The organism is Luteimicrobium album, from assembly GCF_030161555.1.
Taxonomy (GTDB): Bacteria; Actinomycetota; Actinomycetes; order Actinomycetales; family Cellulomonadaceae; genus Luteimicrobium; species Luteimicrobium album.
This window is the reverse complement of sequence record NZ_BSUK01000001.1, coordinates 1,267,307-1,291,844: the sequence shown is the minus strand read 5'-3', so window position 1 is coordinate 1,291,844 and position 24,538 is coordinate 1,267,307. Positions and strand designations below refer to the sequence as shown.

General features: G+C 70.3%; 25 protein-coding genes and 2 pseudogenes. 16 read left to right on the top strand and 11 right to left on the bottom strand.

What is annotated here, in order from left to right:
* Positions 1–13 precede the first annotated feature (13 nt).
* The gene (locus QQK45_RS06575; RefSeq protein ID WP_284292575.1) at positions 14–712 is read left to right on the top strand and encodes an MgtC/SapB family protein; all 699 of its coding nucleotides are present in this window, start codon (positions 14–16) and stop codon (positions 710–712) included.
* A gap of 111 nt (positions 713–823) precedes the next feature.
* Here QQK45_RS06575 and QQK45_RS06570 read toward each other — a convergent pair whose 3' ends face one another.
* On the bottom strand, positions 824–1,822 hold the full coding sequence (locus QQK45_RS06570) for an IS481 family transposase (protein WP_284292574.1): 999 nt from the start codon (positions 1,820–1,822) through the stop codon (positions 824–826).
* Between the two features lie 120 nt (positions 1,823–1,942).
* Between QQK45_RS06570 and QQK45_RS23025 the strand changes: the two are divergent.
* Positions 1,943–2,122 (top strand): annotated as a pseudogene (locus QQK45_RS23025) (peptidase); the annotation flags it as partial.
* 219 nt (positions 2,123–2,341) lie between these two features.
* Here the strand turns inward: QQK45_RS23025 and QQK45_RS06560 are convergent.
* Both QQK45_RS06560 and QQK45_RS06555 read right to left on the bottom strand, forming a co-directional pair.
* On the bottom strand, positions 2,342–5,494 hold the full coding sequence (locus QQK45_RS06560) for a golvesin C-terminal-like domain-containing protein (protein WP_284292572.1): 3,153 nt from the start codon (positions 5,492–5,494) through the stop codon (positions 2,342–2,344).
* Positions 5,494–6,186, bottom strand: coding sequence for a sugar-binding domain-containing protein (locus QQK45_RS06555; protein ID WP_284292571.1), 693 nt, complete (start codon positions 6,184–6,186; stop codon positions 5,494–5,496). Before QQK45_RS06555 ends, QQK45_RS06560 begins: the two co-directional genes overlap by 1 nt.
* Before the next feature lie 238 nt (positions 6,187–6,424).
* Between QQK45_RS06555 and QQK45_RS06550 the strand changes: the two genes are divergently transcribed.
* From QQK45_RS06550 to QQK45_RS06515, 8 genes are all read left to right on the top strand, one after another.
* Complete coding sequence (locus QQK45_RS06550) at positions 6,425–7,501, top strand: LacI family DNA-binding transcriptional regulator (protein WP_284292570.1); 1,077 nt, start codon at positions 6,425–6,427, stop codon at positions 7,499–7,501.
* Positions 7,498–9,117, top strand: a complete 1,620-nt coding sequence (locus QQK45_RS06545; RefSeq protein WP_284292569.1) for an FAD-dependent oxidoreductase — start codon at positions 7,498–7,500, stop codon at positions 9,115–9,117. The genes QQK45_RS06550 and QQK45_RS06545 overlap by 4 nt, the downstream gene beginning before the upstream one ends.
* A 71-nt stretch (positions 9,118–9,188) precedes the next feature.
* The gene (locus QQK45_RS06540) at positions 9,189–9,719 is read left to right on the top strand and encodes an ABC transporter substrate-binding protein (protein ID WP_284292568.1); all 531 of its coding nucleotides are present in this window, start codon (positions 9,189–9,191) and stop codon (positions 9,717–9,719) included.
* Entirely contained in the window at positions 9,644–10,285 is a 642-nt protein-coding gene (locus tag QQK45_RS06535) for an extracellular solute-binding protein (RefSeq protein WP_284292567.1), read from the top strand. Before QQK45_RS06540 ends, QQK45_RS06535 begins: the two co-directional genes overlap by 76 nt.
* 59 nt (positions 10,286–10,344) lie before the next feature.
* Positions 10,345–10,518: a hypothetical protein gene (locus QQK45_RS06530; protein WP_284292566.1), complete on the top strand. Its 174-nt coding sequence runs from the start codon at positions 10,345–10,347 to the stop codon at positions 10,516–10,518.
* A complete protein-coding gene (locus QQK45_RS06525) occupies positions 10,515–11,216 on the top strand; it encodes a carbohydrate ABC transporter permease (protein ID WP_284292565.1) in 702 nt (233 codons plus the stop codon). Before QQK45_RS06530 ends, QQK45_RS06525 begins: the two co-directional genes overlap by 4 nt.
* On the top strand, positions 11,111–11,449 hold the full coding sequence (locus QQK45_RS06520) for a carbohydrate ABC transporter permease (RefSeq protein WP_284292564.1): 339 nt from the start codon (positions 11,111–11,113) through the stop codon (positions 11,447–11,449). Before QQK45_RS06525 ends, QQK45_RS06520 begins: the two co-directional genes overlap by 106 nt.
* A complete protein-coding gene (locus QQK45_RS06515; RefSeq protein WP_284292563.1) occupies positions 11,439–12,386 on the top strand; it encodes a carbohydrate ABC transporter permease in 948 nt (315 codons plus the stop codon). Before QQK45_RS06520 ends, QQK45_RS06515 begins: the two co-directional genes overlap by 11 nt.
* Here the strand turns inward: QQK45_RS06515 and QQK45_RS23020 are convergent.
* The 4 genes from QQK45_RS23020 to QQK45_RS06500 all read right to left on the bottom strand — a co-directional run bounded on the left by QQK45_RS23020 (position 12,376) and on the right by QQK45_RS06500 (position 15,529).
* Positions 12,376–13,986 carry an IS3 family transposase gene (locus tag QQK45_RS23020; protein ID WP_431310243.1) on the bottom strand — a complete coding sequence of 537 codons (1,611 nt, stop codon included), beginning with the start codon at positions 13,984–13,986 and terminating at the stop codon, positions 12,376–12,378. The two genes, QQK45_RS06515 and QQK45_RS23020, sit on opposite strands and share 11 nt — an antisense overlap.
* A 95-nt stretch (positions 13,987–14,081) precedes the next feature.
* Positions 14,082–14,426 (bottom strand): transposase, encoded by a 345-nt coding sequence (locus tag QQK45_RS23015; protein ID WP_431310242.1) that lies wholly within the window; start codon positions 14,424–14,426, stop codon positions 14,082–14,084.
* A 22-nt stretch (positions 14,427–14,448) separates the two neighbouring features.
* The gene (locus tag QQK45_RS06505; protein WP_284292562.1) at positions 14,449–14,961 is read right to left on the bottom strand and encodes an FAD-dependent oxidoreductase; all 513 of its coding nucleotides are present in this window, start codon (positions 14,959–14,961) and stop codon (positions 14,449–14,451) included.
* Positions 14,962–15,010: 49 nt separating this feature from the next.
* Complete coding sequence (locus QQK45_RS06500; RefSeq protein ID WP_284292561.1) at positions 15,011–15,529, bottom strand: GNAT family N-acetyltransferase; 519 nt, start codon at positions 15,527–15,529, stop codon at positions 15,011–15,013.
* A 229-nt stretch (positions 15,530–15,758) separates the two neighbouring features.
* Between QQK45_RS06500 and QQK45_RS06495 the strand changes: the two are divergent.
* Both QQK45_RS06495 and QQK45_RS06490 read left to right on the top strand, forming a co-directional pair.
* Positions 15,759–16,747 (top strand): annotated as a pseudogene (locus QQK45_RS06495) (threonine aldolase family protein).
* A 123-nt stretch (positions 16,748–16,870) separates the two neighbouring features.
* A complete protein-coding gene (locus tag QQK45_RS06490) occupies positions 16,871–18,307 on the top strand; it encodes an amino acid permease (protein WP_431310241.1) in 1,437 nt (478 codons plus the stop codon).
* Positions 18,308–18,340: 33 nt separating this feature from the next.
* Here the strand turns inward: QQK45_RS06490 and QQK45_RS06485 are convergent, their stop codons facing one another.
* Positions 18,341–19,630 carry an RNA polymerase sigma factor gene (locus QQK45_RS06485; protein WP_284292560.1) on the bottom strand — a complete coding sequence of 430 codons (1,290 nt, stop codon included), beginning with the start codon at positions 19,628–19,630 and terminating at the stop codon, positions 18,341–18,343.
* Complete coding sequence (locus QQK45_RS21970; RefSeq protein ID WP_348525160.1) at positions 19,627–19,860, bottom strand: YciI family protein; 234 nt, start codon at positions 19,858–19,860, stop codon at positions 19,627–19,629. The genes QQK45_RS06485 and QQK45_RS21970 overlap by 4 nt, the downstream gene beginning before the upstream one ends.
* A 236-nt stretch (positions 19,861–20,096) precedes the next feature.
* Here QQK45_RS21970 and QQK45_RS06475 point away from each other — a divergent pair, with 236 nt between their 5' ends.
* From QQK45_RS06475 to QQK45_RS06465, 3 genes are all read left to right on the top strand, one after another.
* Positions 20,097–20,468, top strand: coding sequence for an NAD-dependent epimerase/dehydratase family protein (locus tag QQK45_RS06475; protein ID WP_284292559.1), 372 nt, complete (start codon positions 20,097–20,099; stop codon positions 20,466–20,468).
* A gap of 63 nt (positions 20,469–20,531) precedes the next feature.
* A complete protein-coding gene (locus tag QQK45_RS06470; RefSeq protein WP_284292558.1) occupies positions 20,532–21,053 on the top strand; it encodes a DUF1731 domain-containing protein in 522 nt (173 codons plus the stop codon).
* Between the two features lie 22 nt (positions 21,054–21,075).
* Complete coding sequence (locus QQK45_RS06465) at positions 21,076–21,951, top strand: NAD-dependent epimerase/dehydratase family protein (RefSeq protein WP_284292557.1); 876 nt, start codon at positions 21,076–21,078, stop codon at positions 21,949–21,951.
* Positions 21,952–21,986: 35 nt separating this feature from the next.
* Here QQK45_RS06465 and QQK45_RS06460 read toward each other — a convergent pair whose 3' ends face one another.
* Entirely contained in the window at positions 21,987–22,730 is a 744-nt protein-coding gene (locus tag QQK45_RS06460; protein WP_284292556.1) for a TIGR03620 family F420-dependent LLM class oxidoreductase, read from the bottom strand.
* Between the two features lie 279 nt (positions 22,731–23,009).
* On the bottom strand, positions 23,010–23,723 hold the full coding sequence (locus QQK45_RS06455; protein ID WP_284292555.1) for a TetR/AcrR family transcriptional regulator: 714 nt from the start codon (positions 23,721–23,723) through the stop codon (positions 23,010–23,012).
* 96 nt (positions 23,724–23,819) lie between these two features.
* Between QQK45_RS06455 and QQK45_RS06450 the strand changes: the two genes are divergently transcribed.
* Entirely contained in the window at positions 23,820–24,506 is a 687-nt protein-coding gene (locus QQK45_RS06450; RefSeq protein WP_284292554.1) for a nitroreductase/quinone reductase family protein, read from the top strand.
* The last annotated feature ends 32 nt before the right edge of the window (positions 24,507–24,538 follow it).

Genomic DNA, 24,538 nt, shown 5'->3' with positions numbered 1-24,538 from the left:
AAAGGGCGACGACATGCAGTGGTGGTCAGCGGACTCTCTCTCTGAGCTCGGTTCTCTCCTGCTGGCCTTCGCGTTGGGAGCATGCATCGGGTTCGAGCGGCATCGGAGGCTGAAGAGTGCGGGCCTGCGTACGCACGCCGTAGTCGGTGTCGGATCGGCGGCGTTCACGCTCGTCTCCGCGCACGGGTTCTCCAACGTGCTCGGTGCCGACGTCGGCCTCGACCCGTCGCGCATCGCCGCGCAGATCGTCTCCGGGATCGGCTTCCTCGGTGCCGGGGTGATCTTTGTCAGGGGTGACGGCGTCCGCGGTCTGACGACGGCGGCGTCGGTCTGGCTGAGTGCCGCCGTCGGCATGGCCTGCGGCGCTGCCCTGCCGGTCGTGGCGTTGGGTGCGACGGCCCTCTACCTCGTGGCCGTCACCGGGCTGACGAGCATCGCGCGGCTCGTGACGCCGGAGGCCCGCACGACGACGGTCCTGGTCCGCTACCGCGTGGGCAAGGGCGTTCTGCGGACGGCGCTCGAGCTCGCTGTGGAGCACGGCTTCCGTGCGAGCCTTGAGAGCTCGCGAGTCCTCGAGCGTTCCGGCCACAAGGACCGGGTCGAGGCAAGGCTTCAGGTGTCTGGGACGAACGGTGACGCCGGGGACCTGGTTGCTGTGTTCGCGGAGATCCCCGGGATGTCGTCGGTCAGGCTGGTCGCCGAAGATGTCTGATGTATTCGGTGGGAGGACGCCGCCCCGAGGGCTCACCGGTGAACGGGGCCGTGCCGCGCGTGGCATGCCGTTGGGATAGTTCACTCCCGGCACAACGAGGTGCGCCACGGCCTAGATGTGATGTCCAGGCAGGTTGTTGTCGATCCTGCTGATGGGTGGGGCTCCGATGGCGGAGTGGTGCCTGTGGTGATTGTAGAAGTGGAGCCAGCCGGGTAGCGCGGATCGGCGCTCGGATTCGGATCCGTAGAAGCGGGCGTAGGCCCAGCCGTCGGCGAGGGTGCGGTGGAAGCGCTCGATCTTCCCGTTGGTCTGCGGCCGGTAGGGGCGGGTCTTCTTCGCGGTGATCCCGAGCTGCGTGCAGGCGTCGCGCCAGGCGTGGGACTTGTAGGCAGACCCGTTGTCCGAGAGAACCCGCTCGACGGTGACGCCGCGGGCAGCGAACCAGGACACCGCGCGGCGCAGGACACCGATCGCGGTGTCTGCCTTCTCGTCGGCATGGATCTCTGCGTAGGCGACGCGGGAGTGGTCGTCGATCACGGTATGCACGAACGCAGTGCCGAGCTTGGGCTCGTGACGGTGGTTCCTGTTCTTCGTGCGGTTGGCGGTGGCTTCCCGGTTGCGCTCGCCTTGGACGCGTCCGACGAATCGCCAGCCGCCACCATCGGGGATGTTGCCGAACTTCGTGACGTCGACATGGATCAGCGAGCCGGGGTGGTCGTGCTCGTAACGGCGGATCGACTCACCGCTAACTCGGTCGATATGGCTGAGCCTGTTGATCCGGCAGCGCACCAGGACCGCGTGAACGGTCGATGCGGGCAGGCCGAGCTCGCCGGCGATCTGTATCGGTCCCAGTCGGCGTCGCCACCGCCTCTTCACGATCTGCTTAACCACGGGCAGTGGTGTCTTCGTCGGCATCGACCATGGTCGGCTCGAACGATCGGCCATCCCGGCGGGTCCCTCCGAACGCAGCCGGGCCGCCCACTTGCGGGCAGTGACGGGCGAGACCATGAACATCTTCGCTGCGACCTGCGGCGACCAGTGATCCTCGACGATCAAGCGCGCCAGCCGCAGCCGGGCACGCGGGGTCAGAGCAGCGTTAGCGTGGGACACGAGGGCCTCCCGGTTCGTGAAGCGGTTGAACTCAACAACTCCACTTCACAACCGGAGGCCCTCACCCTCAGCTCTTCACGGCCGTGTCGCCGAAACAACGTCCCTGGACATCACACCTAGATCCTGATCCTCACCGGCGACGCGGCGGAGACGCTCGAAGTCTTCTACCCCTACCAACGGCTCCAGGAGGCCGGGTACGAGGTGGACATCGCCGCCCCCGAGAAGAAGAGGCTGCAGTTCGTCGTCCACGACTTCGTGGACACGTTCGACACATACACCGAGAAGCTCGGGCGCACGTGGGAGGCGGACGTCGCCTTCCGCGACGTGAACCCCGACCACTACGTGCCCGTCGCCGTGCCCGCAGATCGCGGTCGACGTCGTCGACGGCAACCTCGTGTCCGCGCGGGCGTGGCCCGACGACGGCCCGTGGATGAAGGCGCTCCTCGGGGTGCTCGAGAAGGCCGGCGTCCGATGCGCGGAGGGGCGGCGCGGCGCGCCGCCCTCCGCGCCCGAGGCCGGTCAGGGCACGAGCTCGCCGTTCGCGACCCGTACGGAGCCCACGGTGACGTCGCCGAGCAGCATCGGCTCGGACGCGATCTTCAGCACCGAGGTCCCGGTTCCCTTGCTCGGCGCACCCTTCCACACGCGGGCTCCGTCCACGTACAGGTCGAAGGTGTGGTCGGCGTGCACGACGGCGCGGTAGATATGGTCGACCGTCGTGTCGAGCGTGGAGATTGTGGTCGCGTCGCCGTAGCCATCCGCGACCGTCCCGGTCGCCCCGTGGTTTAGCACAACCCGGGCGTAGTACGCGCCGGAACGAACGCCGACCTCTGAGCTGCCTGCGTTCGCCGAGTCGTTGGTGTGCGCCGTGAACTCGAAGGTGAAGGCGCCGGTCGGCGCGGCGAAGCCGGTCCGGGTGACAGCCTTGTAGAACGCTGTGCTGCTGTCGACGAGGCGGAGCGCGCCGTCGGACCAGTTCGCGGTCCCGCCGTTGCCGCCAGGCGTCCATGCAGCGCCCGAGTCCATCGGGTCGTCGACGACGTCCCAGGGCCCCGTCGGCGTGGTGGTCCCGCCCTCGTCGGAGGTGGTGGTGACGGTGTAGGGGGCGTTGGTGGCGCGGTGGGAGCCGTTGTTGTCGGGGTCGTCGTCCCAGGTGGTGTAGACGTCCCATTCTCCCGAGGTGGGGAGGTCGGGGGTCCAGGTGATGGTGGCGGTGGCTGGGGTGGCTTTGTCGGCGTAGACGAGGTCGCCGCCTTGAGAGGTGGGCTTGTCGGCGTGGGTCCAGGTGCCGGTGGTGGTGGCTCGGTCTTCGTCGAGGGTGATGGTGGTGTCGTCCTGGCGGAACTGGACGGCGTCGGCGACGACGCGGTTGTTCGCGTCGTTGGTGAGGGTGATGTGGCAGTTCTTCCCGGCTTCGCACGTGTACCGGCCGAGGTACTCCCACGTGGTGCCGCTCGCGGGTGCGCGGGTCTGGTCGATCGTGTGCCTGGTGGTCGGGTCGGTGTCGACCCGCTGGAAGGCGACGGCGTCGGCTGCGAGCACCGTCGACGTGCCTCCCGCGACGAGGGTGAGGCTCGTCGAGGACTGACCCTTGGTCATCGTGCGCGGCCCGCCGGGTACCTCGACCCAGCCTGGCGTGCTGACGTCGATGGTCTGGTCGGCTTGTTGGAGGCCGCCGTCCTCCCACGTGAGGCTGACCTTCTGGGTGCCGGTGAGCCCGGCGGGCACGTGGACCAGGACTTGGTAGTCACCGTCACTACCGAGGTAGGGCGTGTAGCGCGCAAAGTCGTCGGCCTGCACGGCCGCGGTCGCTGCCGCGTCCTTTCCGTAGGTCTTCGCGTACGCCGTCGTTCGAGTCAGCCCGCTCGAGGAGGTCCCGTCGACGTCGTTGTCCATAACGATCGTGTCGTCGCCGGGGGTGGTCTGGACCGGGGAGGGTTCGGCGTCGGTGCCGCCGAAGGTGAGGGTTTCGTCGTAGCGGGTGGTGCCGGACTTGGTGACGGTCAGGTGTAGGTCGAGGTTCTTGGTGGGTGCGGGGCCGGTGACGATGTCGTGGGTGACGTAGCCGCCGAGGGGGACGTCCTGGGTGAAGGTGCCGGTGTTCAGGGCCTCGCCAGTGTCGCGGTTGGTGAGGGTCCAGGTGGCGGTGAGGGCGGTGGTGCGGTCTTTGAGGTCGGAGTTGAACAGGTAGAGGGTGCGACCGGCGGAGTAGGACGTCGTGAGGCTGGAGGACTTCATGGCGTTGTCGACCCAGTCTTTGTCGAAGACGGCGACGGGTGCGTAGGAGTCGGCCCACAGTTGTTGGGACGAGGGGGTGTATTCGGGCATGGTGTTGTCGGTGGCCGGGGTGGTGTAGGGGTTGAAGATCGAGTTCCACATGTATTCGGCGTGGTAGCCGGGGCCGTTGATCTGGTCTTTGGTCCACGGGATCTTGATCTTGGAGTGGGCCTGGTCGGGTAGGGCGAAGACCTTTTGGAAGTTGTAGAACGCGAGGGCGATCTTGGCGTCGTAGCCCAGGCTCATGCGTTGCTGGCGGAAGATGCGCATGGAGTCGACCACGGACGACCGGCGCGCGTCGTCCGTCAGCTTGATGTAGGACGCGTTCTCTTCGTAGTCGAACCACGTCTTGTTCGTCGTCTCGTGCAGGTAGGTGCCGCGATACCCGCCGGAGGCGACCGTATCGGTCTCCGCGTTGGTCGAGACCAGCTGGATGTCGGGGTTGACGGCGGGTTGCCCGGCATAGCCCGTCTTCATGCCTGCGGTGAGGTCATCGTTGTAGGCAGGATTCTCGTTGGAGATGGACCACATGACGATCGACGGGTTGTTCCGGTAGTGCTTGGCGATCTGCAGCATCATGGAGAGCCCGGACTGGCGGTACTGATCTGTGAGAAGGGGCTCCCACGTCCGGATGATGACGGGATTCTCGCCGATGAGCATCATGCCCTTCTCGTCCGCGATCTCGACGAGTTCCTTGTTGAGGGCCCAGCCGCGGTGGATGCGTAGGACGTTGATGTTCATGGATTTGGCGACGTCGATGACGTGGGAGAAGTAGGTGCGGGTCAGGGCCCAGTTGCCGTTGAACGTCAGGCCGTCCTGGGCGATGTTGTCGACGCCTTGGCCGACGGTGTTGGTCTCGATGGATTCTCCGAACAGGGCGGTGCGTACGCCGTTGACGTAGACGCCTCGCTTGGTGGGGTCGGAGCTTTCGACGGCGTGGACGTCGCGCACGCCGAACCGGTTGATGGCTTGGTCGAGCTGGAGGGGTCCGAGCTTGAGGGTGGTGACCATGTTGTAGAGGGTGGGGTCGTCGGGCCACCAGAGTTTGTAGTCGCGCCAGGTCTGGGTGACGGAGAGGGTGGTCTTGCCGGGTTTGAGGATGCGGGTGGGGTTGGAGGTGAACTTCAGGGCGGTCTTGCCGGCGGGCCAGGTCTTGATGGTGTTGGTGATGGAGACCGGGGCGGGTAGACGGGTCTGGTTGTTCACGGTGACTTCGACGGTGACCTTGTCGTGGTTCTGGTCGGGTCGCACGAACACGTCCTCGACCGAGACCGGGGGCACCGCTTGCATGGATACGTCCCCGAAGATCCCCGACTTCATGTCGTGGTAGCTGCGCGGCGTCGCGCCGTCGTTGCGGTTCCAGTACTCGCCCCGGACCCCGATCGGATACTTCATCACGTGGTCCTCGTTCGGTGACTCGCCGACGAAGTTCGCGGTGACGTCCTGGACGACGATGCGCAGGGTGTTGTGGTGGGAGCCGGGTTGGACGAGGTCGGTGATGTCGACGTCGAAGGGGTGAGTGCGAACTCGTGGGTGAAGTCGTCGTCCTCGAAGCCTGCGGAGTGGGCGAGCTTGCCGTTGACGTAGACCCAGGCCTTCCAGTCCACGCCTTCGAAGTGCAGCCGGACGTGGTTGCCCACGTAGGAGACGGGCACGTCGAAGGTGCGCCGGTACTCGCCCTTGTGCAGGTAGTGGTAGTAGGAGGGGAAGTCGAACTCGTCGACGCTGTTCCAGGCCATCGGGACGCGGACGTCGGTCCAGGTGTTCCAGTCCTTTTCGGGGACGGCGTCGATGGCGTCGCGGATGAAGGACCGGTCGAACTTCGAGTCGTCCTTCTCCCAGCCGAAGAACGGCATCTTGACGGGCTTGAACTGCCACGCGTCACCGTTGAGCGACACGTCCTTGCTCGGCGTGGTTCCGAGGAGCCGGGCCGGTGCCACCGCCGTCGGCGTGCCGATGCCGCGGGATCGCGTCGTCGCACCCGTGGCAGGGGCGGTCAGTGCGAACGCGAGCCCGAGCGTGGTCGCCAGTGCGACGAGTCGTGCGAGGGCGCGGCCCTTGTGCCTGCCTGGTCGGAGTGTCGCCATCGATCTCTCCCTGGGTACGGGTCGGCGTCGTCGCCGACGGGTCGTCGCGGCCAGCATGTGATGACCGGGTACCTACGGGTCAAGACCGATTATGCGGATTAGCAAGTAGGGAGCGCGGCCCTCTCTTGCTGCCGAAGAGCAAGTGCTGTGGGCTAATAATGCGCATTATCGAATTGACTGTGGCGAGCGACGGATCGCAGACTCGGCGGCACGGTGCCCCACACTCGAGGAGGAGAACGTGCCGCGCCATCGCATCACCCAGGCCGACGTGGCCACCATCGCCGGAGTCAGTCAGGCCACCGTGTCGTTCGTGCTCAACGACAGCGCTCCTGCCGGCGTCAGGATCAGCGCCGAGACCAAGCAGCGTGTGCTCGACGCGATCCGCATCACCGGGTACAGCGCCAACCCCGCGGCGCAGCGTCTGGCCGGAGGTCTCACGCAGATCCTCGGCGTCTTCACCTACGAGTCGACGTTCCCGCGCAGCGGACGCGGGTTCTACGGCAACTTCCTCGTCGGGATCGAGCACGCGGCAGAGCAGCTCGGGGTGGACATCCTCCTGTTCACCAGCGCGCGCGTCGTCGACGGCCGCCGGCAGCTCACCCGTGACGGCTGGCAGCGCCTCGGCGTCGCCGACGGCTGCCTGCTGCTCGGCCAGCAGGAGGACCGCGGCGAGCTGCAGCACCTGCTCGACACCAACTACCCGTTCGTCTTCATCGGAAAGCGTGGCAGTGACAGAGGACGGCTCCCGTACGTCGGGGCGGACTACGTGTCGGCCACGACGAGGCAGATCGAGCGTCTCGTCGCGCTCGGGCATCGGCGGATCGGATACGTCGGCCTCAGGGGCACCGACCAGCCGACCCTCGACAGGATCGAGGGCTACCGGCTCGGCATGAAGGAACGGGGGCTCACGGCCCGCTTCGTCGAGCTCGACGACGTCGGTGCGACCGCCGCCGAGATCGTCGACCAGGGCTTCACGGCGATCCTCGTGGCCCCCGAGAACTACCCGGACGAGCTCGTGGACGAGGTCGAGCGCCGGGGTACGCGCGTGCCGTCGGACCTGTCCGTCCTGCTGCTCGGACAGCCGCACCACCCGCGACCGGGCGGACGCGCCTGGTCCGGCTTCTCCATCCCGCGCGAGGAGATGGGGGCCCGTGCGCTGCATCTGCTGTCGCGCCTCGTCGCGGCCGACACCTCGCGTGCCGGCACCCGCCGCCCGCAACCACCAGAGCTGCACCAGATGCTTGCCTGCGTCGACGTCGAGGGCTCGACCCTCGCCGCCCGCGACGGCGCTGATCACAGAACGGAAGACGCGTGACCCAGGAGATCAAGACCGACGTCCTCGTGGTAGGGGCCGGGCTCGGCGGCATCGCCGCAGCCCTGGCTGCCGCAGAGCGGGGCGCACACGTCGTGCTGACCGAGGAGCACCCCTGGATCGGCGGCCAGCTGACGTCGCAGGCCGTCCCGCCCGACGAGCACCCGTGGGTCGAGAGTTTCGGCGTGACCGCCCGCTACCGCGCCCTGCGTGGCGGGATCCGTGACCTCTACCACCGGCAGTACCCCCTTACCGATGCCGCACGGGCCCTGCCGGCCCTCAACCCCGGTGCCGGGTGGGTGTCCAAGCTGTGCCACGAGCCGCGCGTCGGGGTGCTCGTGCTCGAGGAGATGCTCGCCCCGTGGCGTTCGATCGGCCGGATCACGCTCCTCGAGCGCACGCGCCCCGTCTCCGCCGTGGTTGACGGCGACCGTGTGTCCGCCGTGACGCTGCGTTCCGTCGTGGACGACGCGACCTATGAGGTCGCAGCCGGCTATGTCGTCGACGCCACCGAGACCGGGGAGCTCCTCCCGCTGACCGGCACCGAGTACGTCACCGGCTTCGAGTCGGCCCACGACACCGGCGAGCCCAGCGCGCCCGACGAGGCGCAGCCCGACAACGTCCAGGCGTTCAGCGTCTGCTTCGTCGTCGAGCACGCCGACGGGGACCACACCATCGACCGTCCCGAGCGTTACGGCTTCTGGCGAGACCTGCGGCCCGCGCAGTGGAACGGAGAGCGCCTCCTCTCGTGGCGCGCGCCCAACCCGCGTACCCTCGCCATCGACGAGCGCACCTTCACGCCCGACCCAGGGGACGACGTCTACGCGGTCGACGCCGACCAGTCCCGCAACGCGGGCGACAACGACCTCTGGACGTTCCGGCGGATCGCGGCGCGCGACCTCTTCGACCGCGGCACGTACCAGGGCGACCTGACGCTCGTGAACTGGCCCAGCATCGACTACTTCCTCGCGCCCGTGCTCGACGTCGACCGTGCGACCGAGCTCGCGCGCGTGGAGGACGCCCGTCAGCTGAGCCTCTCGATGCTGTACTGGATGCAGACCGAGGCACCGCGTCCCGACGGAGGTACCGGCTACCCGGGCCTGCGCTTGCGACCCGACGTCATGGGCTCCCCGGACGGCCTCGCGCAGGCGCCCTACCACCGGGAGTCGCGGCGCATCCAGGCCGTCACTCGGGTGACCGAGAACGACGTCTCGTACGCGGTCCGCGGCGATCGTGGCGCCACGCGCTACGAAGATTCCGTCGGTGTGGGGATGTACCGGATCGACCTGCACCCCTCGACGGGCGGCGACACCTACATCGACGTCGCGTCGACGCCGTTCGAGATCCCGCTCGGCGCGCTGCTCCCGCAGCGCGTCGTCAACCTGGTCGCTGCGAACAAGAACATCGGCACCACCCACATCACGAACGGCTGCTACCGGCTCCACCCCGTGGAGTGGAACGTCGGTGAGGCGGCCGGCCAGCTTGTCGCGCACTGCCTCGCCACCGGACGCGAACCGTCCGCCGTCCAGTCGAAGTCCGACTATCTCGCCGACTTCAGCGCCGAGCTCGACGTCGTCGGTATCGAGCGGCGCTGGCCCGCCGGCGTCTACCCCTACTGACCTCCGACCCACACCGACCGAGCCGGGCACCGACCCCGGCTCGAGCACGACACCAGTCCGAAGGAGAACTGATGCGCACCCCCGCCTCACGTCCGCGCCCGATCCGTCGCACGGCCCTCGTCGCGCTTCCCCTGTCCGCAGCCCTCGCGCTCACCGCGTGCAGCGGCGGCTCGTCGAGCGGCTCCCTCGAGTCACCCGACAAGCCCAAGGAGCCGGTCTCGCTCCGCATGACCGTGTGGACGGCCGACGAGACGCAGCTCAAGCAGTTCCAGGAGATCGCCGACGCCTACGTGGCCGACCACCCGGACCTCGTCAAGAGCGTCAAGTTCGACCCGATCCCGTTCGACGACTACACGCCCACGCTCACCACCCAGCTCGCTGGCGGGAACGCCCCCGACCTGGCGTGGATCCTCGAGAGCTACGCCCCGCAATTCGTCGAGTCCGGTGCGCTGGCCGACATCAAGCCGGTGCTGTCCAAGGACGCCGACTACAAGTTCGACGACATCGTGCCGTCGGCGCTCAAGTTGTGGGAGAAGGGGACGGGCTCTACGCCTATCCGTTCTCGAACAGCCCGTTCGGGATCTTCGTCAACGAGGACCTGATCAAGAAGGCAGGCCAGACGGACCCCCAGACCCTCGTCGACTCGGGCAAGTGGACCTACGACGAGGCCGAGAAGATCGCGGCCGCGACCGCCGCGGAGACGGGCAAGCAGGGTCTCGTCGTCCGCGACTTCGACTACAAGGCGTGGGAGAACCTCGCCTCCGTGTGGGACGCCTGGGGCGCGGCACCGTGGAGCGCGGACGGCAAGACCTGCACCCTCACGGACCCGAAGATGGTCGACGCGATGACGTGGATCCACGACGCCGTGTTCCAGGACAAGGCGATGCCCGGCCCGGGGACGACCGCGGACTTCTTTGCGGGGGAGTCTGCCATGACGATCACCCAGATCAGCAGGGCCTCCGCGCTCGACGACTCCTTCAAGTGGGAGCTGCTCCCGCTCCCGTCCGGACCCGCCGGTCACCAGAACGTCATCGGCCAGGCCGGGATCGGCGTCCTCGCGAAGGGCAAGAACGCCGCCATCGCCGCCGACTTCCTCGCGTACTTCACCGACCCGGAGAACGCCGCCAAGCTCGCCGCGTACTTCCCCCGCCGCGTGAGTCGCTCCTGAATGCCGAGACGCTCGCCGCGGCCAACCCGAAGCTCAGCGCCGACCAGCTGCAGGCCGTCGTGGTCGACGGCGTGAAGGACGCCGTCACGAAGCCCACGCACGCGAACTTCGCGAAGCTCGAGGACACCGTGCGCGCGCAGCTCGACCCGATGTGGACCGCGGACGCCGACGTGAAGAAGGTGCTCACGGACACGTGCTCCGCGATCGGGCCGCTGCTGGACGGAGGAAAGTGACCGTCCTGACGGGCGGCCGGGCCGCGGAGCGAGGCGGGGCCACCCCGCGCCGCTCCGCGGTGCGCCGTAACGACCGGATCGTCGGCTACGCCATGATCAGCCCGGCGGTGCTGGGTGCGGTCGCGTTCGTGGTGGTGCCGCTCGTCGTCGTCGCCTGGTATTCGCTGCACGACTGGAACGTCCTGGCCGGGACGTTCAGCTGGAGCGGCGGTGACAACTACGAGCGCATGCTGCACGACCAGGGGCTGCACGACGCGCTGCTCGCGAGCCTCTGGTTCTCCGTCGGGCTCGTCGTCCTCAACGTCGTCCTCGCCCTCGTCCTCGCGGTGCTCCTCAACCAGAAGCTCCCCGGCACGACGACGTTCCGCACGTTCTTCTTCTCGCCCGTCGTCGTCTCGCTCGTGGCCTGGACCATCGTCTGGGGCTTCCTGCTCCAGGCCGACGGAGGGATCAACGGATTCCTCGCGACCGTCGGCATCGACGGGCCCAACTGGCTGCGGCACGGCCCCACGGCGATGGGCTCGGTGATCGTCGTCCAGGTGTTCAAGAACGTCGGGCTCAACATGATCCTGTTCCTGGCCGCGCTCCAGGGGTGCCCGAGGAGATCCAGGAGGCCGCACGGCTCGACGGCGCGAACGCGTGGCGCCGGTTCCGGTCGATCACGCTCCCGCTCATCAGCCCGACGGTCCTGCTCGTGACGATCCTGACGGTGTCGGGCTCGCTGGAGGTATTCGCCCAGATCGATGTCCTGACCGGCGGTGGCCTGGGGACGTCGACGACGGTCCTCGTCTACTACCTGTACCAGCAGGCCTTCCGGTTCAACGACTTCGGGTACGCGAGCGCCGTCTCCGTGCTCCTGTTCCTGATCGTCCTGGCACTGACCCTCGTGCAGTGGCAGACGCGCAAGAGGTGGGTCTTCCATGAAGCCTGAGCTGATCGAACGCCCCGACGTGGCGCAGACCCCGGCCGCTTCCGAGCCGGGACACGACGGACGCGCGTCTGGCCGCGTGCGCACCGACGCCCGTCCACGACGACGAGGCCCACGACTCGCGCGGGTGCTGCTCGTCGCCGTGCTCGTGGTGCTCAGCATCCCGTTCGTGTTCCCCACCTGGTGGATGGTCACGTCGAGCCTCAAGCCGATGTCGGAGATCCTCCGAAAGACGCCGACGCTCTGGCCGCACCATCCGACGTTCGACGCGTACGGGGACGTCTTCCGGCTGCAGCCGTTTGCGCAGCAGTACTGGAACAGCATGTACATCGCGGTGCTCGTGACTCTCGGGACGCTCGTCGTGTCGTCGCTCGCCGGCTACGCGTTCGCGCGCGTCCGACTCCCCGGCGCCAACGTGCTCTTCGTCGTCGTGCTCGTGGGGCTGCTCGTTCCGGCCGAGGTCACGATCGTCCCGCTGTTCAGGATGATGAACTCGCTCGGTCTCGTCGACACGCACTGGCCGCTCATCGTGGTGCCGATCTTCGGGGCGCCGAGCGTCCTCGCGTCGTTCATCATGCGGCAGTTCTTCGTCTCCCTGCCGGGTGAGCTCGAGGAGGCGGGACGCATGGATGGGCTGGGCCGGTGGGGCCTGTTCTGGCGGATCGGGTTCCCGCTCTCGCGATCGGCGCTCGCAGCTGTCGCCATCTTCACGTTCCTCAAGTCGTGGAACATGTACCTCGAGCCGATCGTGTACCTGTCGAGCAAGAGCAAGTTCACGCTCCCGCAGGCGCTGACGCAGTACGTCGACGCCTACGGCGGGCCGATGTGGAACGTGCAGCTTGCCGCGACCACGCTGACCGTCCTGCCCGTGCTCGTCGTGTTCCTGTTCGCCCAGCGGCAGTTCGTTCAGGGGCTCGCCCAGACGGGCCTCAAGGGCTGACCGGCCCGTAAGAGCCGGCGGCGCTGAACCCGTCGCCACGTTCGATGCCTCGCACGTCCGTCGGGACGTGCGAGGCATCGTGCGTTGGGGAGGGCGGTCCGGGTCGTCGACGCGGACCCAGGGAGGACTGCGTAGCTCGGCGCGGCCGCACCGCTCGCCTTCGAATGGCCCGGCACACCTGCCGGAAGGTCGAGGCCCCCGTGGAGGCGGAGCCTCGAGAGCATGAGGGACGGGTGCTCCGCGCAGAGGAAGGACTCGGGTGCTTCCAGCTCCGCCCTGTCTCGGGGGTTCGCATGTCCGGGACGGATATCCCTGCGGCGTCGGCGTCGGCGTCGGCGTCGGCATTCGTCGTCGGCACCGTCGCGAGGGTCCCCGCATCCCCGTGGCCCGCATGCACGTGCAAGGGAGGGGACGGCGCACGCGGCGCCGTCCTCCCTCGCTTGCGACTTCGGGTGCTAGGAACCCTGGCCGCCGGTGGTGGTGACGGTGTAGGGGGCGTTGGTGGCGCGGTGGGCGCCGTTGTTGTCGGGGTCGTCGTCCCAGGTGGTGTAGACGTCCCATCCTCCCGTGGTGGGGAGGTCGGGGGTCCAGGCGATGGTGGTGTCGTCCTGGCGGAACTGGACGGCGTCGGCGACGACGCGGTTGTTCGCGTCGTTGGTGAGGGTGATGTGGCAGTTCTTCCCGGCTTCGCACGTGTACCGGCCGAGGTGCTCCCACGTGGTGCCGTGAACCGCACTGGGTCTGATGGAGGCTCTCGTCGTTTGATTTCGACCAGGGCCTGGTCGCCCTGCTGGGTAGCGTAGGACATCCCTTCGAACTCTGCCGGTGGGATGTCGCCGAGGTAACCGTGCAGCCGCTGGTGGTTGTGCCAGTGCACCACCCGAGTGTCGCCAGCTCGACGTCCTCGATGGTGCGCCACGGCCGGGGCCGGGCGGGCCCGCGGATCAGTTCGGCCTTGTAGTAGCCGTTCACGGTCTCGGCGAGCGCGTGCGTTATCGAAGGAGTCGCCGACGGTCCCGATCGACGGCACGGCACCGATCTCGGCCAGCCGTTCGCCATAGCGCAGGCTCGTGAACTGGCTCCCGGCATCGCTGTGACATCGCAGCCCGGTGAGCTGGGTGCCGCGCGACCAGCGAGCCATCTCGATGGCATCGAGCACCATCTCGGTGCGCATGTGCGAGGCGACCCGCCACCCCACGATCATGCGCGAGTAGGCGTCGACGATGAAGCACACGTAGGCGATCCCGGCGAACGTCGGCACGAAGGTCAGGTCGGTCACCCACAGCTGGTTCGGCCCGGTGGCGGTGAAGTCCCGCTTGACCAGGTCCGGATGACGCGCAGCAGTGTCATCACGCCGGGTGGTGCGCACCCGCTTGGTGCGCACGGCGCCGGCGATGTCCTCAGCGCGCATCAGCCGGGCGGCCTTGTCACGCCCGACCTCCCAGCCGGCACGCCTGGCGGCCTTCCACAGCTTCCGGGCGCCGTAGACCCGGTAGTTGTCTTCCCACAGATGGCGGATCGCCGGTCGAAGCACCGCATCACGCGTCGCCCTCGCTGAGGCCGGCCGGGTTTTGGCGGCGTAGTAGGTGCTCGGAGCCACCTGCAGCCACGCCCTGGTGAGCGTGGCGCAGGTGGACTCGACTCCGAGCTTCTTGCCCTCGACGACGTCGTCGAGGTTCGTGTCGATGAACGTGACTACTTCTTGTGTTGGCGGTCGAGTTCCGCCCCGAAGAAAGAGGCCGCTCGCTTCAGGATCTCGTTGGCTCGTTTGAGCTCGCGGTTCTCCTGCTCGAGCTCTCGGATCCGACGCGCTTCGGCTGTGCTCACGCCCGCGACATGGCCGTCGTCGATGTCGGCCTGCTTGACCCACTGACGCACCGACTCCACGCCGTAGCCCAGTTGCGCGGCGACCCGCTGGACCGTCCCGTGCTCGGTACCGAGCTCTGCACGCAGCGTGGGGACCATCCGGACCGCCGCTGCCTTCTCCTCCGGGGAGTGTCGCCGCGTCCGCGGCTTCCCGGGCACCTGCTTCCTGGGCACGTGCTCATCCTCGTTTCCAAGGTCACGAGCCTCCAAGAAAACCCGCCTCGATCCGCCCGTCCGACCCGAGGATCACGGCCGTGCCGTCGGGGAGAGGCGGGCGTCGTCGTCGTGCACGACGGCGCCGCGCGTCCGGGCCGCGGCGAGGAGCGCGAGCGGCAGCCGACGCCCGTCGACCCGGGCTGCCTGCGACACGTGGACCGCGGCGAGGTCGGCCGACGTCGGCGAGCGCGTCGTCGTCGCGCGAGAGCCACAGCCCGCCGACGACGCGGTACCCGACCACGTCGGAGACGTTCCCGCCCAGCACCTCGCCGAGGCCGCGCACCGCCTCCGGGTAGTACCGGACGGCGGCCGCGTACGCCTCGACGAAGCCCGGCTCCGTGATCCCGAGCGACGCCCGGACGCTGCCTGCCCCCGCGAGGGTCGCGGCGCCGTCGTGCAGCCGGTCGACGACGACCACCTCCGCCCCACGGCGGGCGAGGGACCAGGCCACGGACGCGCCGGCGACGCCGGCGCCCAGGACGAGCACGCGCATCGGTCGACCGTAACCTGCGCCGGGGCCCTCACAACCTGCAGCTGCATGGTCACGGGTGTTCGACGTCGAGCCGGATCCAGCTGTCCGGTGGGAGGTCAGGCCGGTTCGGCACGTCGCGGTGCTCGTGCACCCACGACGGATCGAGCCCGGCGGCGACGTCCGCCCAGAAGCGAGCGGCACGCGTGTTGGCGTCCTGGTACGCGACGGCCCAGCGCCCTGGACGTGTGGTGAGCACCGCCCGGGCAAGCTGGCGGCCGAGACCACCTCGACGGGCCGCGGCCACCACGAAGAAGCTGCTGAGCACGTGCTCGGGCTCGTCGAGAGCCCGGGCGACGGCGAGGCCGACGGGGTGCGGTCCCGCGGTCGCGAGCCACGCCTGCCAGCCCGGCTGCGCTGCCAACGCGTGATCGAGACGCTCGCTGCGGTAGCGGCCGTCGCTGTCGGGAAGCGCCCCGCTGTAGGGCGACATGTCGTGTCGGAACAGGTTCCACAACTGGGTCAGGGCCGGGCCGTCGTCCGACGTGGCCGGCCGGGCGACGACCGGGGAGGGAAGGGAGGTGCTTGTCACGGCGATGTGCATACACGAAAGCCTCGATCTGCATCCGCAGGTCCGAGGCTCTTTCCCCTATTCTCTCATGCGCGGGCCGGGGACCGTCGGCCCGCACGAGCAGGACAATGACGGGGTGACGACCGTTCCCCGCGTTGCCTCGGCGCGCACCCCCGAGCCCGCGCCCCTGCCCGACGTCTCGTTCGCGTCCGACAACTACGCCGGCGCCCACCCCGAGGTCCTGGAGGCGATGGTCGCGGCGAACCGCGGCCACGCCGTGTCCTACGGCGCCGATCCGTGGACGGCGCAGCTCCAGGACGTCGTCCGGGGGCACTTCGGCGACCAGGCCGTCGCGTACCCGGTGTTCAACGGGACGGGCGCGAACGTCGTGTCGCTCGCGTCGATGCTGCCGCGGTGGGGCGCGGTCGTGACCCCGTCGACGGCGCACGTCGTGACCGACGAGAACGCCGCCCCCGAGCGGGTCGCGGGGATCAAGCTCCTCACCGTCCCGACGCCGGACGGCCGCCTCACCCCGAGCTGCTCGACCGCGAGGCGTGGGGCTGGGGCGACCCGCACCGCGCGCAGCCGCTCGTCGTGTCGGTCTCGCAGGCGACCGAGCTGGGGACGGTCTACGCGGTCGACGAGCTGCGGGCGCTGACGGATCATGCCCACGCCCTCGGCATGCGCGTCCACCTCGACGGCGCACGCCTCGCCAACGCGGCCGCGCACCTGGGCGTCGGGCTCGGGGAGCTGACGACCGCGGTCGGCATGGACGTCGTGTCCCTCGGCGGGACGAAGAACGGGATCGTGCTCGGCGAGGCCGTCGTGGTGCTGGACCCGTCGGCCGTGGACGGCGTCGAGTACGTCCGCAAGCTGACCATGCAGCTCGGGTCGAAGCTCCGGTTCGTGTCGGCGCAGCTCGTGGCGCTGTACGGGTCGGCGCTGTGGCTGCGGTCCGCGGAGCACGCGAACGCGATGGCGTCCCGGCTGCGGGCGGCCCTCGAGGCGGGGGCCGCGCCCGGGCGTCTCGTGCTCACCCGGGACACCGAGTCCAACGCCGTCTTCGCGGCCCTCCCGCCCGACGCCGCCGCCGGCCTGCGCGAGCGCTGGCGCTTCTACGACTGGGACGACCACCGCGACGACGGCCTCGTCGAGGTGCGCTGGATGTGCGCCTGGGACACGACCCCCGAGGCCGTGGACGCGTTCGCCGCGGATGTGCGGGCCGCCGTCGGGAGGTGACGGCCCGCGGCCGGCGCGTACCGCGCGTCGGCTGGTGGACACCCGCGGCGGGGAGTAGGCCTGAAGGGACGACGACGTCTCGACGGAAGGGTCAGGATGCCCGACGACGGTGCAGCACCCAGTGTGAGCAGGTCGGGTCCGGGGCTGCGGAGCGTCTGGCGGCGCAAGCCCATCGAGCCGTCGGACGAGTCGAGGGGCCTCAAGCGCAGCCTCGGTCTGTGGCAGCTCACCGCGATCGGGCTGGGCGCGATCATCGGCGCGGGCATCTTCACGCTCGCGGGCGCCGTCGCCCACACGGACGCCGGCCCGGGCGTGACGATCTCCTTCCTCGTCGCGGGGATCGCGAGCGCGTGCGCGGCCCTGAGCTATGCCGAGTTCGGCGGGATGATCCCGCAGGCGGGCTCGGCGTACACGTACGGCTACGCGGTGCTCGGCGAGGCGGTCGGCTGGTTCATCGGCTGGGACCTGCTGCTCGAGTACACGGCGATCGTGGCCGTCGTCGCGATCTCGGTGTCGGGGTACCTGTCGTTCCTGCTCGAGTCGGTCGGCGTGCACCTGCCGGCCTGGATGCTGGGCGCGCCGGGCACCGGCTCGGGCCACAAGGTCGACCTGTTCGCGATGGCGCTGTGCCTGCTCGTGGCTTTCCTGCTGACCCGGGGCATCAGCTCGTCCGCGCGTGTCGAGACCATCCTCGTGTTCGTCAAGGTCGCGATCGTGGTCGCGGTGATCGTCGTCGGCGCGTTCTACATCACGAAGTCGAACTACTCGCCGTACCTGCCGTTCGGGATCGGCGGCACGATCACGGGCGCCGCGACGGTGTTCTTCGCCGTGTTCGGGTACGACGCCATGAGCACCGCGGCCGAGGAGTCCAAGGAGGCCCAGCGGAACCTGCCGAAGGCGATCGTGCTGTCGCTCGCCATCGCCATGGTGCTGTACCTGCTGGCGGCGACGGTCCTGACCGGCATGCAGAGCTACCGGGACCTCGACCCGACGCGCGCCTTCGCGGTCGCGTTCGACTACGTGGGGCTGCCCGGGTTCGCGAAGGTCGTGGCCGTCGGGGCGATCATCGGGATCTTCACGGTGCTCTTCGCGTTCACGCTCGGGGCATCGCGCGTGTGGTTCTCCATGAGCCGTGACGGGCTGCTGCCCGGATGGTTCGCCCAGACGAACCGCAACGCGGTGCCGCACCGGCCGACGTGGATCATCGGCGTGGTCGCGGCGGCGATCGCCGGCTTCACACCGATCCTCGACGCCGCGGAGCTCACGAACATCGGGATCCTGCTGGCGTTCATCGTGGTGTCGGGGGCGGTGGTCGTGCTGCGGTACCGCTCGCCCGAGGTGCCCCGGACGTTCCGGCTGCCGTGGATGCCCGTCGTGCCGATCATCGGCATCGGCTTCTCGATCTACCTCATCACCAAGCTGCAGCCCGTGACGTGGCTGCGGTTCGTCGTGTGGTTCCTGATCGGCGTCGTCGTGTACGCGTTCTACGGGTACCGGCACAGTCACATGTCGCCGGACCGGCCCGGGGACGCCCCGACGTCCGAGGTCTCGGACGCGTAGCCGGTCGGGCGTGAGCCAGGCCCTGCCGCGACGTCACGCGAGCTCGTCCCGGCGACGCTCGAGGAACAGGCGCTCGACGTCGTTCTGCGTCAGCCGCACTGCGTCGTCGTAGGCGGCCCGCGCCTCGTCGGGTCGCCCGAGCCGGCGCAGCAGGTCGGCACGCGCCACGTGCCAGGGCGCGTAGGCGTCGAGCCGCAGTCCGTCGACGACGTCCAGGGCGGACCCAGGCCCGGCCACCTCGGCGAGCGCGACCGCCCGGTTGAGCGCGACGACCGGCGTCGGCGCGACGACGAGGAGCTGGTCGTAGAGCGCGACGACCTGCCGCCAGTCGGTCCCGTCGGGCGTGGGGGCGTCGTCGTGCACGGCGGCGATGGCGGCCTGCACCTGGTACGGCCCGGGCGGGCGCCCGGTCAGCCGGGCCCTGCGGAGGAGCGAGCGCACGATGCCTTGCCCCTCGGCGATCCGGCCCGCGTCCCAGAGGGCCCGGTCCTGGTCGGCGAGCAGGACGAGCTCGCCGCCGGCGTCGGTGCGGGCGGCGCGACGTGCGTCGGTGAGGAGGAGCAGCGCGAGGAGGCCGGCGGCCTCGGGCTCGTCGGGCATGAGCTCGGCGAGCAGCCGGGCCAGCCGAATCGCCTCGGCGCACAGGTCGTCCCGGACGAGCTCCGCGCCGGCCGACCCCGCGTACCCCTCGTTGAACACCAGGTACACGACGTCGAGCACCGACCGCAGCCGGTCGGGCAGGTCCGCGTCCGACGGCACCCGGTACGGGATGCCGGCGTCCTTGATCTTGCGCTTGGCGCGTACGAGCCGCTGCGCCATCGTGGGCTCGGGGACCAGGAACGCGCGTGCGATCTCGCCGGTCTCGAGGCCGCCGAGCAGGCGGAGCGTGAGCGCGACCTGCGTCGCCCGGTTCAGCGCCGGGTGGCAGCAGGTGAAGATCAGCCGCAGGCGGTCGTCGCGCACCGGGCCCTCCTCGGGGTCGTCGTCCGCGGCGCCGCCGACAGCCCCGGCGTCGTCACGCACCCCCGACGCCGCCCCGTGCACCAGCGCGGCCTGCGCGTACCGCGCGGACCGGGTGGACTCGCGCCGGACGACGTCGAGCGCCTTGCGGCGTGCCGTCGTCGTGATCCACGCACCCGGGTTCGGGGGCACGCCGTCGACGGGCCAGCGCGCGACCGCGACGACGAACGCCTCCTGCACCGCCTCCTCGGCGAGCGCGATGTCGCGGAACTGGCGGACGAGGGTCGCCACGCACGCCCCGTACTCGGCCCGGAAGACGTCCGCGACGGCGGGCGCCCCCGGGCCGGGCCCGGTCGCGGTCACGCCTCGGGCTCGTCCTGGAACGGGCGGACCTCGACCGGGCCGCCGCACGCGACCGCGCCCTTCTTGGCCCAGGCGAGCGCCGCGTCGAGGTCCTCGGCCTTGATGACCCAGAACCCCCGAGGTACTCCTTGGTCTCGGCGAACGGCCCGTCGACGACGAGGACGTCGTCGCCCTGCGGCCGGACGGTCGTGGCGACGTCGGGCGGGAAGAGCCCGCCGGCGAACACCCACGCGCCCGCCTCCTGGACCTCGGTGTTGAACGCGGCGACGTCCGCGTACATCCGCTGGATCTCGTCGCCCGACGGCGTCGGCTCGCCCTGGATCCCGTTCACGGCGAGGAAGTACTGCTTCATGGCTGTCTCCTTGCGTCCGGAGCCGGGAGGTCCGGCTCTCACCGACACTACGAACGAGATCGCCGCCGATCGACACCGAGAGCGCGGGGAGCGCGACCTCTTACGCTGAAGCCCATGTCACGCGTGGTGGTCGCCGGCGGGTCCGGGAGCCTCGGGCGCGCGCTCGTGGCGGACCTCGCGGGGCGCGGTGCGGACGTCGTCGTCCTCACCCGCCGGCCCGACCCGGCGTGGGCGGTGCGCCAGGAAGAGTGGGACGGCCGCAGCGTCGGGCCGTGGGCCGCTCTCTTCGACCTGCCCGACGACGGCGCGCGCCCGGTCTCGGTCGTGAACCTCGCCGGGCGTCTGGTGGACGTCCGCCCGACGGCCGCGAACGTCGCGAGCCTGAGGTCGTCGCGCGTCGACGCGACGCGGGCGCTGGTTGCCGCGAGCCGCGCCGCCCGCCGTCCCGTGGCCCGCTGGGTGCAGATGTCCACGACCGCGATCTAGTCCGACGCCGGGGAGCAGCACGTCACGGAGGCGACGCCGCTCCCCGGTCCCGGCCTCCCGCAGATGACGGGCGTCGCGGAGCCGTGGGAGGAGGCCGTCGTCGGAGCGCACGCCGATCACGTCGTCACGCTGCGGACGTCGCTCGTGCTCCAGCCCGAGTCGCCGGTCGTCGGGCGGCTCGAGCTGCTGACCCGGTTCGGGCTGGGCGGGAAGGTCGGCTCGGGGCGGCAGTGGGTGAGCTGGATCCACGTCGACGACTGGCTCGCGCTCGTCCGGGCCGCGCTGGGGCCGGACGTCGGCGACGTCGGTGCGCCGGCCATGCCGGACGGCGTCCTCGTCGCGTCCGCCCCCACGCCCGTCCGCAACGCGGAGCTCATGGCGACCCTGCGCGCGGTGACCGGCCGACGGCTCGGGGTCGCCACGCCGGCACCCGTCGCCCGGCTCGGCTCCTGGCTGCTCCGCAGCGATCCGGCGCTCGGGCTCACCGGACGTCACTGCACGTCCGAGGTGCTCGCCGGGCTCGGCTGGCACTTCCGGTACCCGACGCTCGAGCCCGCCCTGCGCGACGTCGTCGGGCACGGTTGAGCGCGGCCGATAGCCTGGCCGCATGGCACGCGTGGTGGTGACGGGCAGCAGCGGCAAGCTCGGGCAGGCGGTCGTGACCGACCTCGCCGAGCACGGGTACGACGTCGTGACGGTCGACCAGGTGTCGCCCCCGCCCGGGCAGCCCGGGCAGTTCACGCGCGCCGACCTCACCGACCTCGGGCAGGTCGTCGAGCTGCTGACCGGCGTCGACGACCGCTACTCCGGCGTGGACGCCGTCGTGCACCTCGCCGCGATCCCCGCACCTGGGCTCCGGACCAGCGGCGCGACCTTCCACAACAACGTGCCGTCGACGTTCGACGTCTTCCAGGCCGCGAAGATCGCCGGCGTCAAGAAGGTCGTGTGGGCGTCGAGCGAGACCGTCCTCGGGCTGCCGTTCGACGTGCCTCCGCCCTACGTCCCGGTCGACGAGGCGTACGCCGTCCTCCCGAACTCGACGTACTCGCTCGGCAAGGCGGTCGAGGAGGAGATGGCCCGGCACTTCGCCCGCTGGGACCCCGAGCTGTCGATCATCGGCCTCCGGTTCTCCAACGTCATGGCGCTCGCGGACTACGCCGAGTTCCCGTCGTGGCAGAACGACGCGAAGCGGCGGCGCTGGAACCTGTGGGGCTACATCGACGCGCGCGACGGCGCCCAGGCCGTGCGGCTCGCCGTCGAGACCGAGGTCAAGGGCTTCGAGGCGTTCGTGATCGCCAACGCGGACACCGTGATGGAGCGGCCGTCCGCCGACCTCGTCGCCGAGGAGTTCCCGGGCGTCGAGGTGCGATGTCCGCTCGAGGGCACCGAGACGCTGCTCTCGATCGACAAGGCGCGACGACTGCTCGGGTTCGAGCCGCAGCACTCGTGGCGTGACGCCGTCGGGCACGCGTCGTCCGTCTGAGCGCCCGACGGCGTCGCTTCCGTCGGGAGGCCGGGTCAGCTCAGGCCGAGCTCGGCGGCCAGGCGCGCGAAGCCGTCCTCGACCGGCTCGCCGGGCTCCCCGGCGACGAGCTGGACCGCCACCTGGTCGGCGCCGGCATCGAGGTGCTCGGCGAGGCGCGCCGCCACGTCGGCCGGGGTCCCGTGCACGACGACGGCGTCGACGAAGCGGTCGCTGCCGCCGTCCGAGATCTCGTCCTCGGTGAAGCCGAGGCGCAGCCACGAGTTCCGGTAGTTGGCCATCCCGAAGTAGTTGGTCAGCGCGGTGCGGGCGGCTTCGCGAGCGCGGACGGGGTCGGCGTCGAGCACGACGTGCTGCTCCGGGACGAGCAGCGGACCGGTCCCCAGGATCTCGCGAGCCTCGCGCGTGTGCTCGGGCGTCACGAGGTACGGGTGCGCGCCGGCCGTGCGGTCGCGGGCCAGGCCCAGGACGCGCGGGCCGAGGGCGGCGAGGACGACGTTCTCGCGCGGGACGTCGTCGGCGTCGAGCGTGTCGAGGTACTCGACGAGCGCGGCGTAGGGGTGGCGGCCTTCGCCCCCGACGCCTCGCGGTGCCCGGTGCCGATGCCGAGGACGAACCGGTCGGGGTCGGCGTCGAGGACCCGCAGCGTGGACGCAGCGACCTCGTCGGCGGGTGATGCCCAGATGTTGACGATGCCCGTCCCGACGACGAGCGTCCGCGTGGCCGCCAGCAGCTCCTCGGGCTTGGCGAGGGTCGCGTCGGGCGAGCCGCCGATCCACACGGCGCCGTAGCCGAGGCGTTCGAGGGTTGCCGCGAGGCGGCCGTCGAGGTCGAGGCCGCGACGCCACACCCCGTACCGCCCGCCGAGGTCGATGCCGGTCGCTCCTGTGCTGTCCGTCGTCGTCATACCGGCGGCAACCCGGCCGGTGGGCGGCCGATTCCCACGGCGGTCGTCGGTGCCCTCGCCGAGTTCGAGGGATTCCGGCGAGATCGAGGCCATGGCGCTCGTTCTCGGTGGAGATGCTCGAACTCGGGGCGGGGGTCGGGGGTTCGGCAGCTCAGCCGGGACCGACGATGTCGTCGAGCTCGCGCTCGAGGAGCAGCGCCGGGTCGAACCCCATGGTCGCGAACTGGCCGTTGACCTCGAGGCCGATGAGCCCGTGCAGGCGGGTCCAGGTGAGGAGGACGTCGGCGAGGACGGCGCCCGGGATCGCGCCGTGCAGCTCCTCGGGGATCCAGGGCGCGCGTTCGAGCTGCTGCTCGAAGAGGCTCGGCGGCGCCACGGGGCGGCCGCGTCGCGACTCGATGTCGACCATGGCCTCCATGACCGACCCGATGCTGGCCTGCGCGGCCTCGAGCGCGGCGTCGGGGGCGTGGTACCCGGAGAACGGGGTGCCGAAGAGCAGCAGGTACCGGTGCGGCTGGGCGAGGGCCCAGGCCCGCATCGTGCGGCCGAGCGCGCGGATCTGCTCGTCGGGGCCGTCGGGCGCGGCGTCGGCGACGGCGCGGGTCAGGGTCGTGCCGAGGTCGTCGTAGGCGTCGACGATCAGCGCGGTGAGCAGCTCGTCCCGGCCGGCGAAGTACCGGTAGAGGGCCGGCCCGGTCATGCCGAGCTCGCGGGCGATGGCGTTGAGCGAGAGCGCGGCCTGCCCGCCGGTCGCGAGCTGGTCGAGGGCGATCCGCTTGGCCTCGTCCCGCGTCTCGGTGCGGTAGCGGTCGCGGCGGCTCTGTGGTTGCCGGGGCGATGACTGCGGGGGAGACGGCTCGGTCACGGGGCTCTCTTCGTCGGTGTGTCGAGGGGTTGACACGATCCAGTGACACCCTCACTCTGAAGTTAGAGGCTCTAACGGAAGCGAAGGAGTGTCACCGTGTCCATCGTCGCACCTGCACCGCACATCCCCCGAGGGCTCGCCGTCGGCACGCTCGTCGCAACCGTTCTTGTCTGGAGTCCGTTCGCCCTGTGGCCCGGCGCCGTCTGGCAGCCGCTCGCCCAGACCGGCTCCTACGTCGCGCTCTTCGTCCTGACCTGGACGAACCCGAAGGTCAAGGTGCTGCTCGTCCGCACGCTCCAGCGCTGGGTGATCAACCCGCTCGTCCGCGTGGGGTTCGCCGTCGGGCTCAACCCGTTCGGCGTCGCGGTCCTCGAGACCCGTGGTCGCGTGAGCGGGCAGCCGCGCCGCACGCCCGTCGGCAACGGACGCCGCGGCGACGAGCTGTGGATCATCGCCGAGCACGGCGAGCGCGCCGGCTACGTCCGCAACATCCGCCACGACCCGCACGTGCGCATCCGGTTGCGGCTCGGGCTGCGGCACCGCTGGGTCGACGGGATCGCGACCGTCCGCCCCGACGACGACGCCCTCGCCCGTCAGCGCAGCGTCATCGCGTGGCACCCGCTGCGAGCCCTCAACGCCGTGAACGTGCGGGTCCTCGGCGCGGACCTGCTCAGCGTGCAGGTCCGGCTCGACCTTCCCGGCCGTGCGCTGGTTCACGACGACGCGTCGACCGTGACGACGTTGGCCTCGGTCCACTCCCTGAGCGCCGACAGAACCGGCTGACGCAGCGCGCCGCAGGACCTCGCATCCCGCCG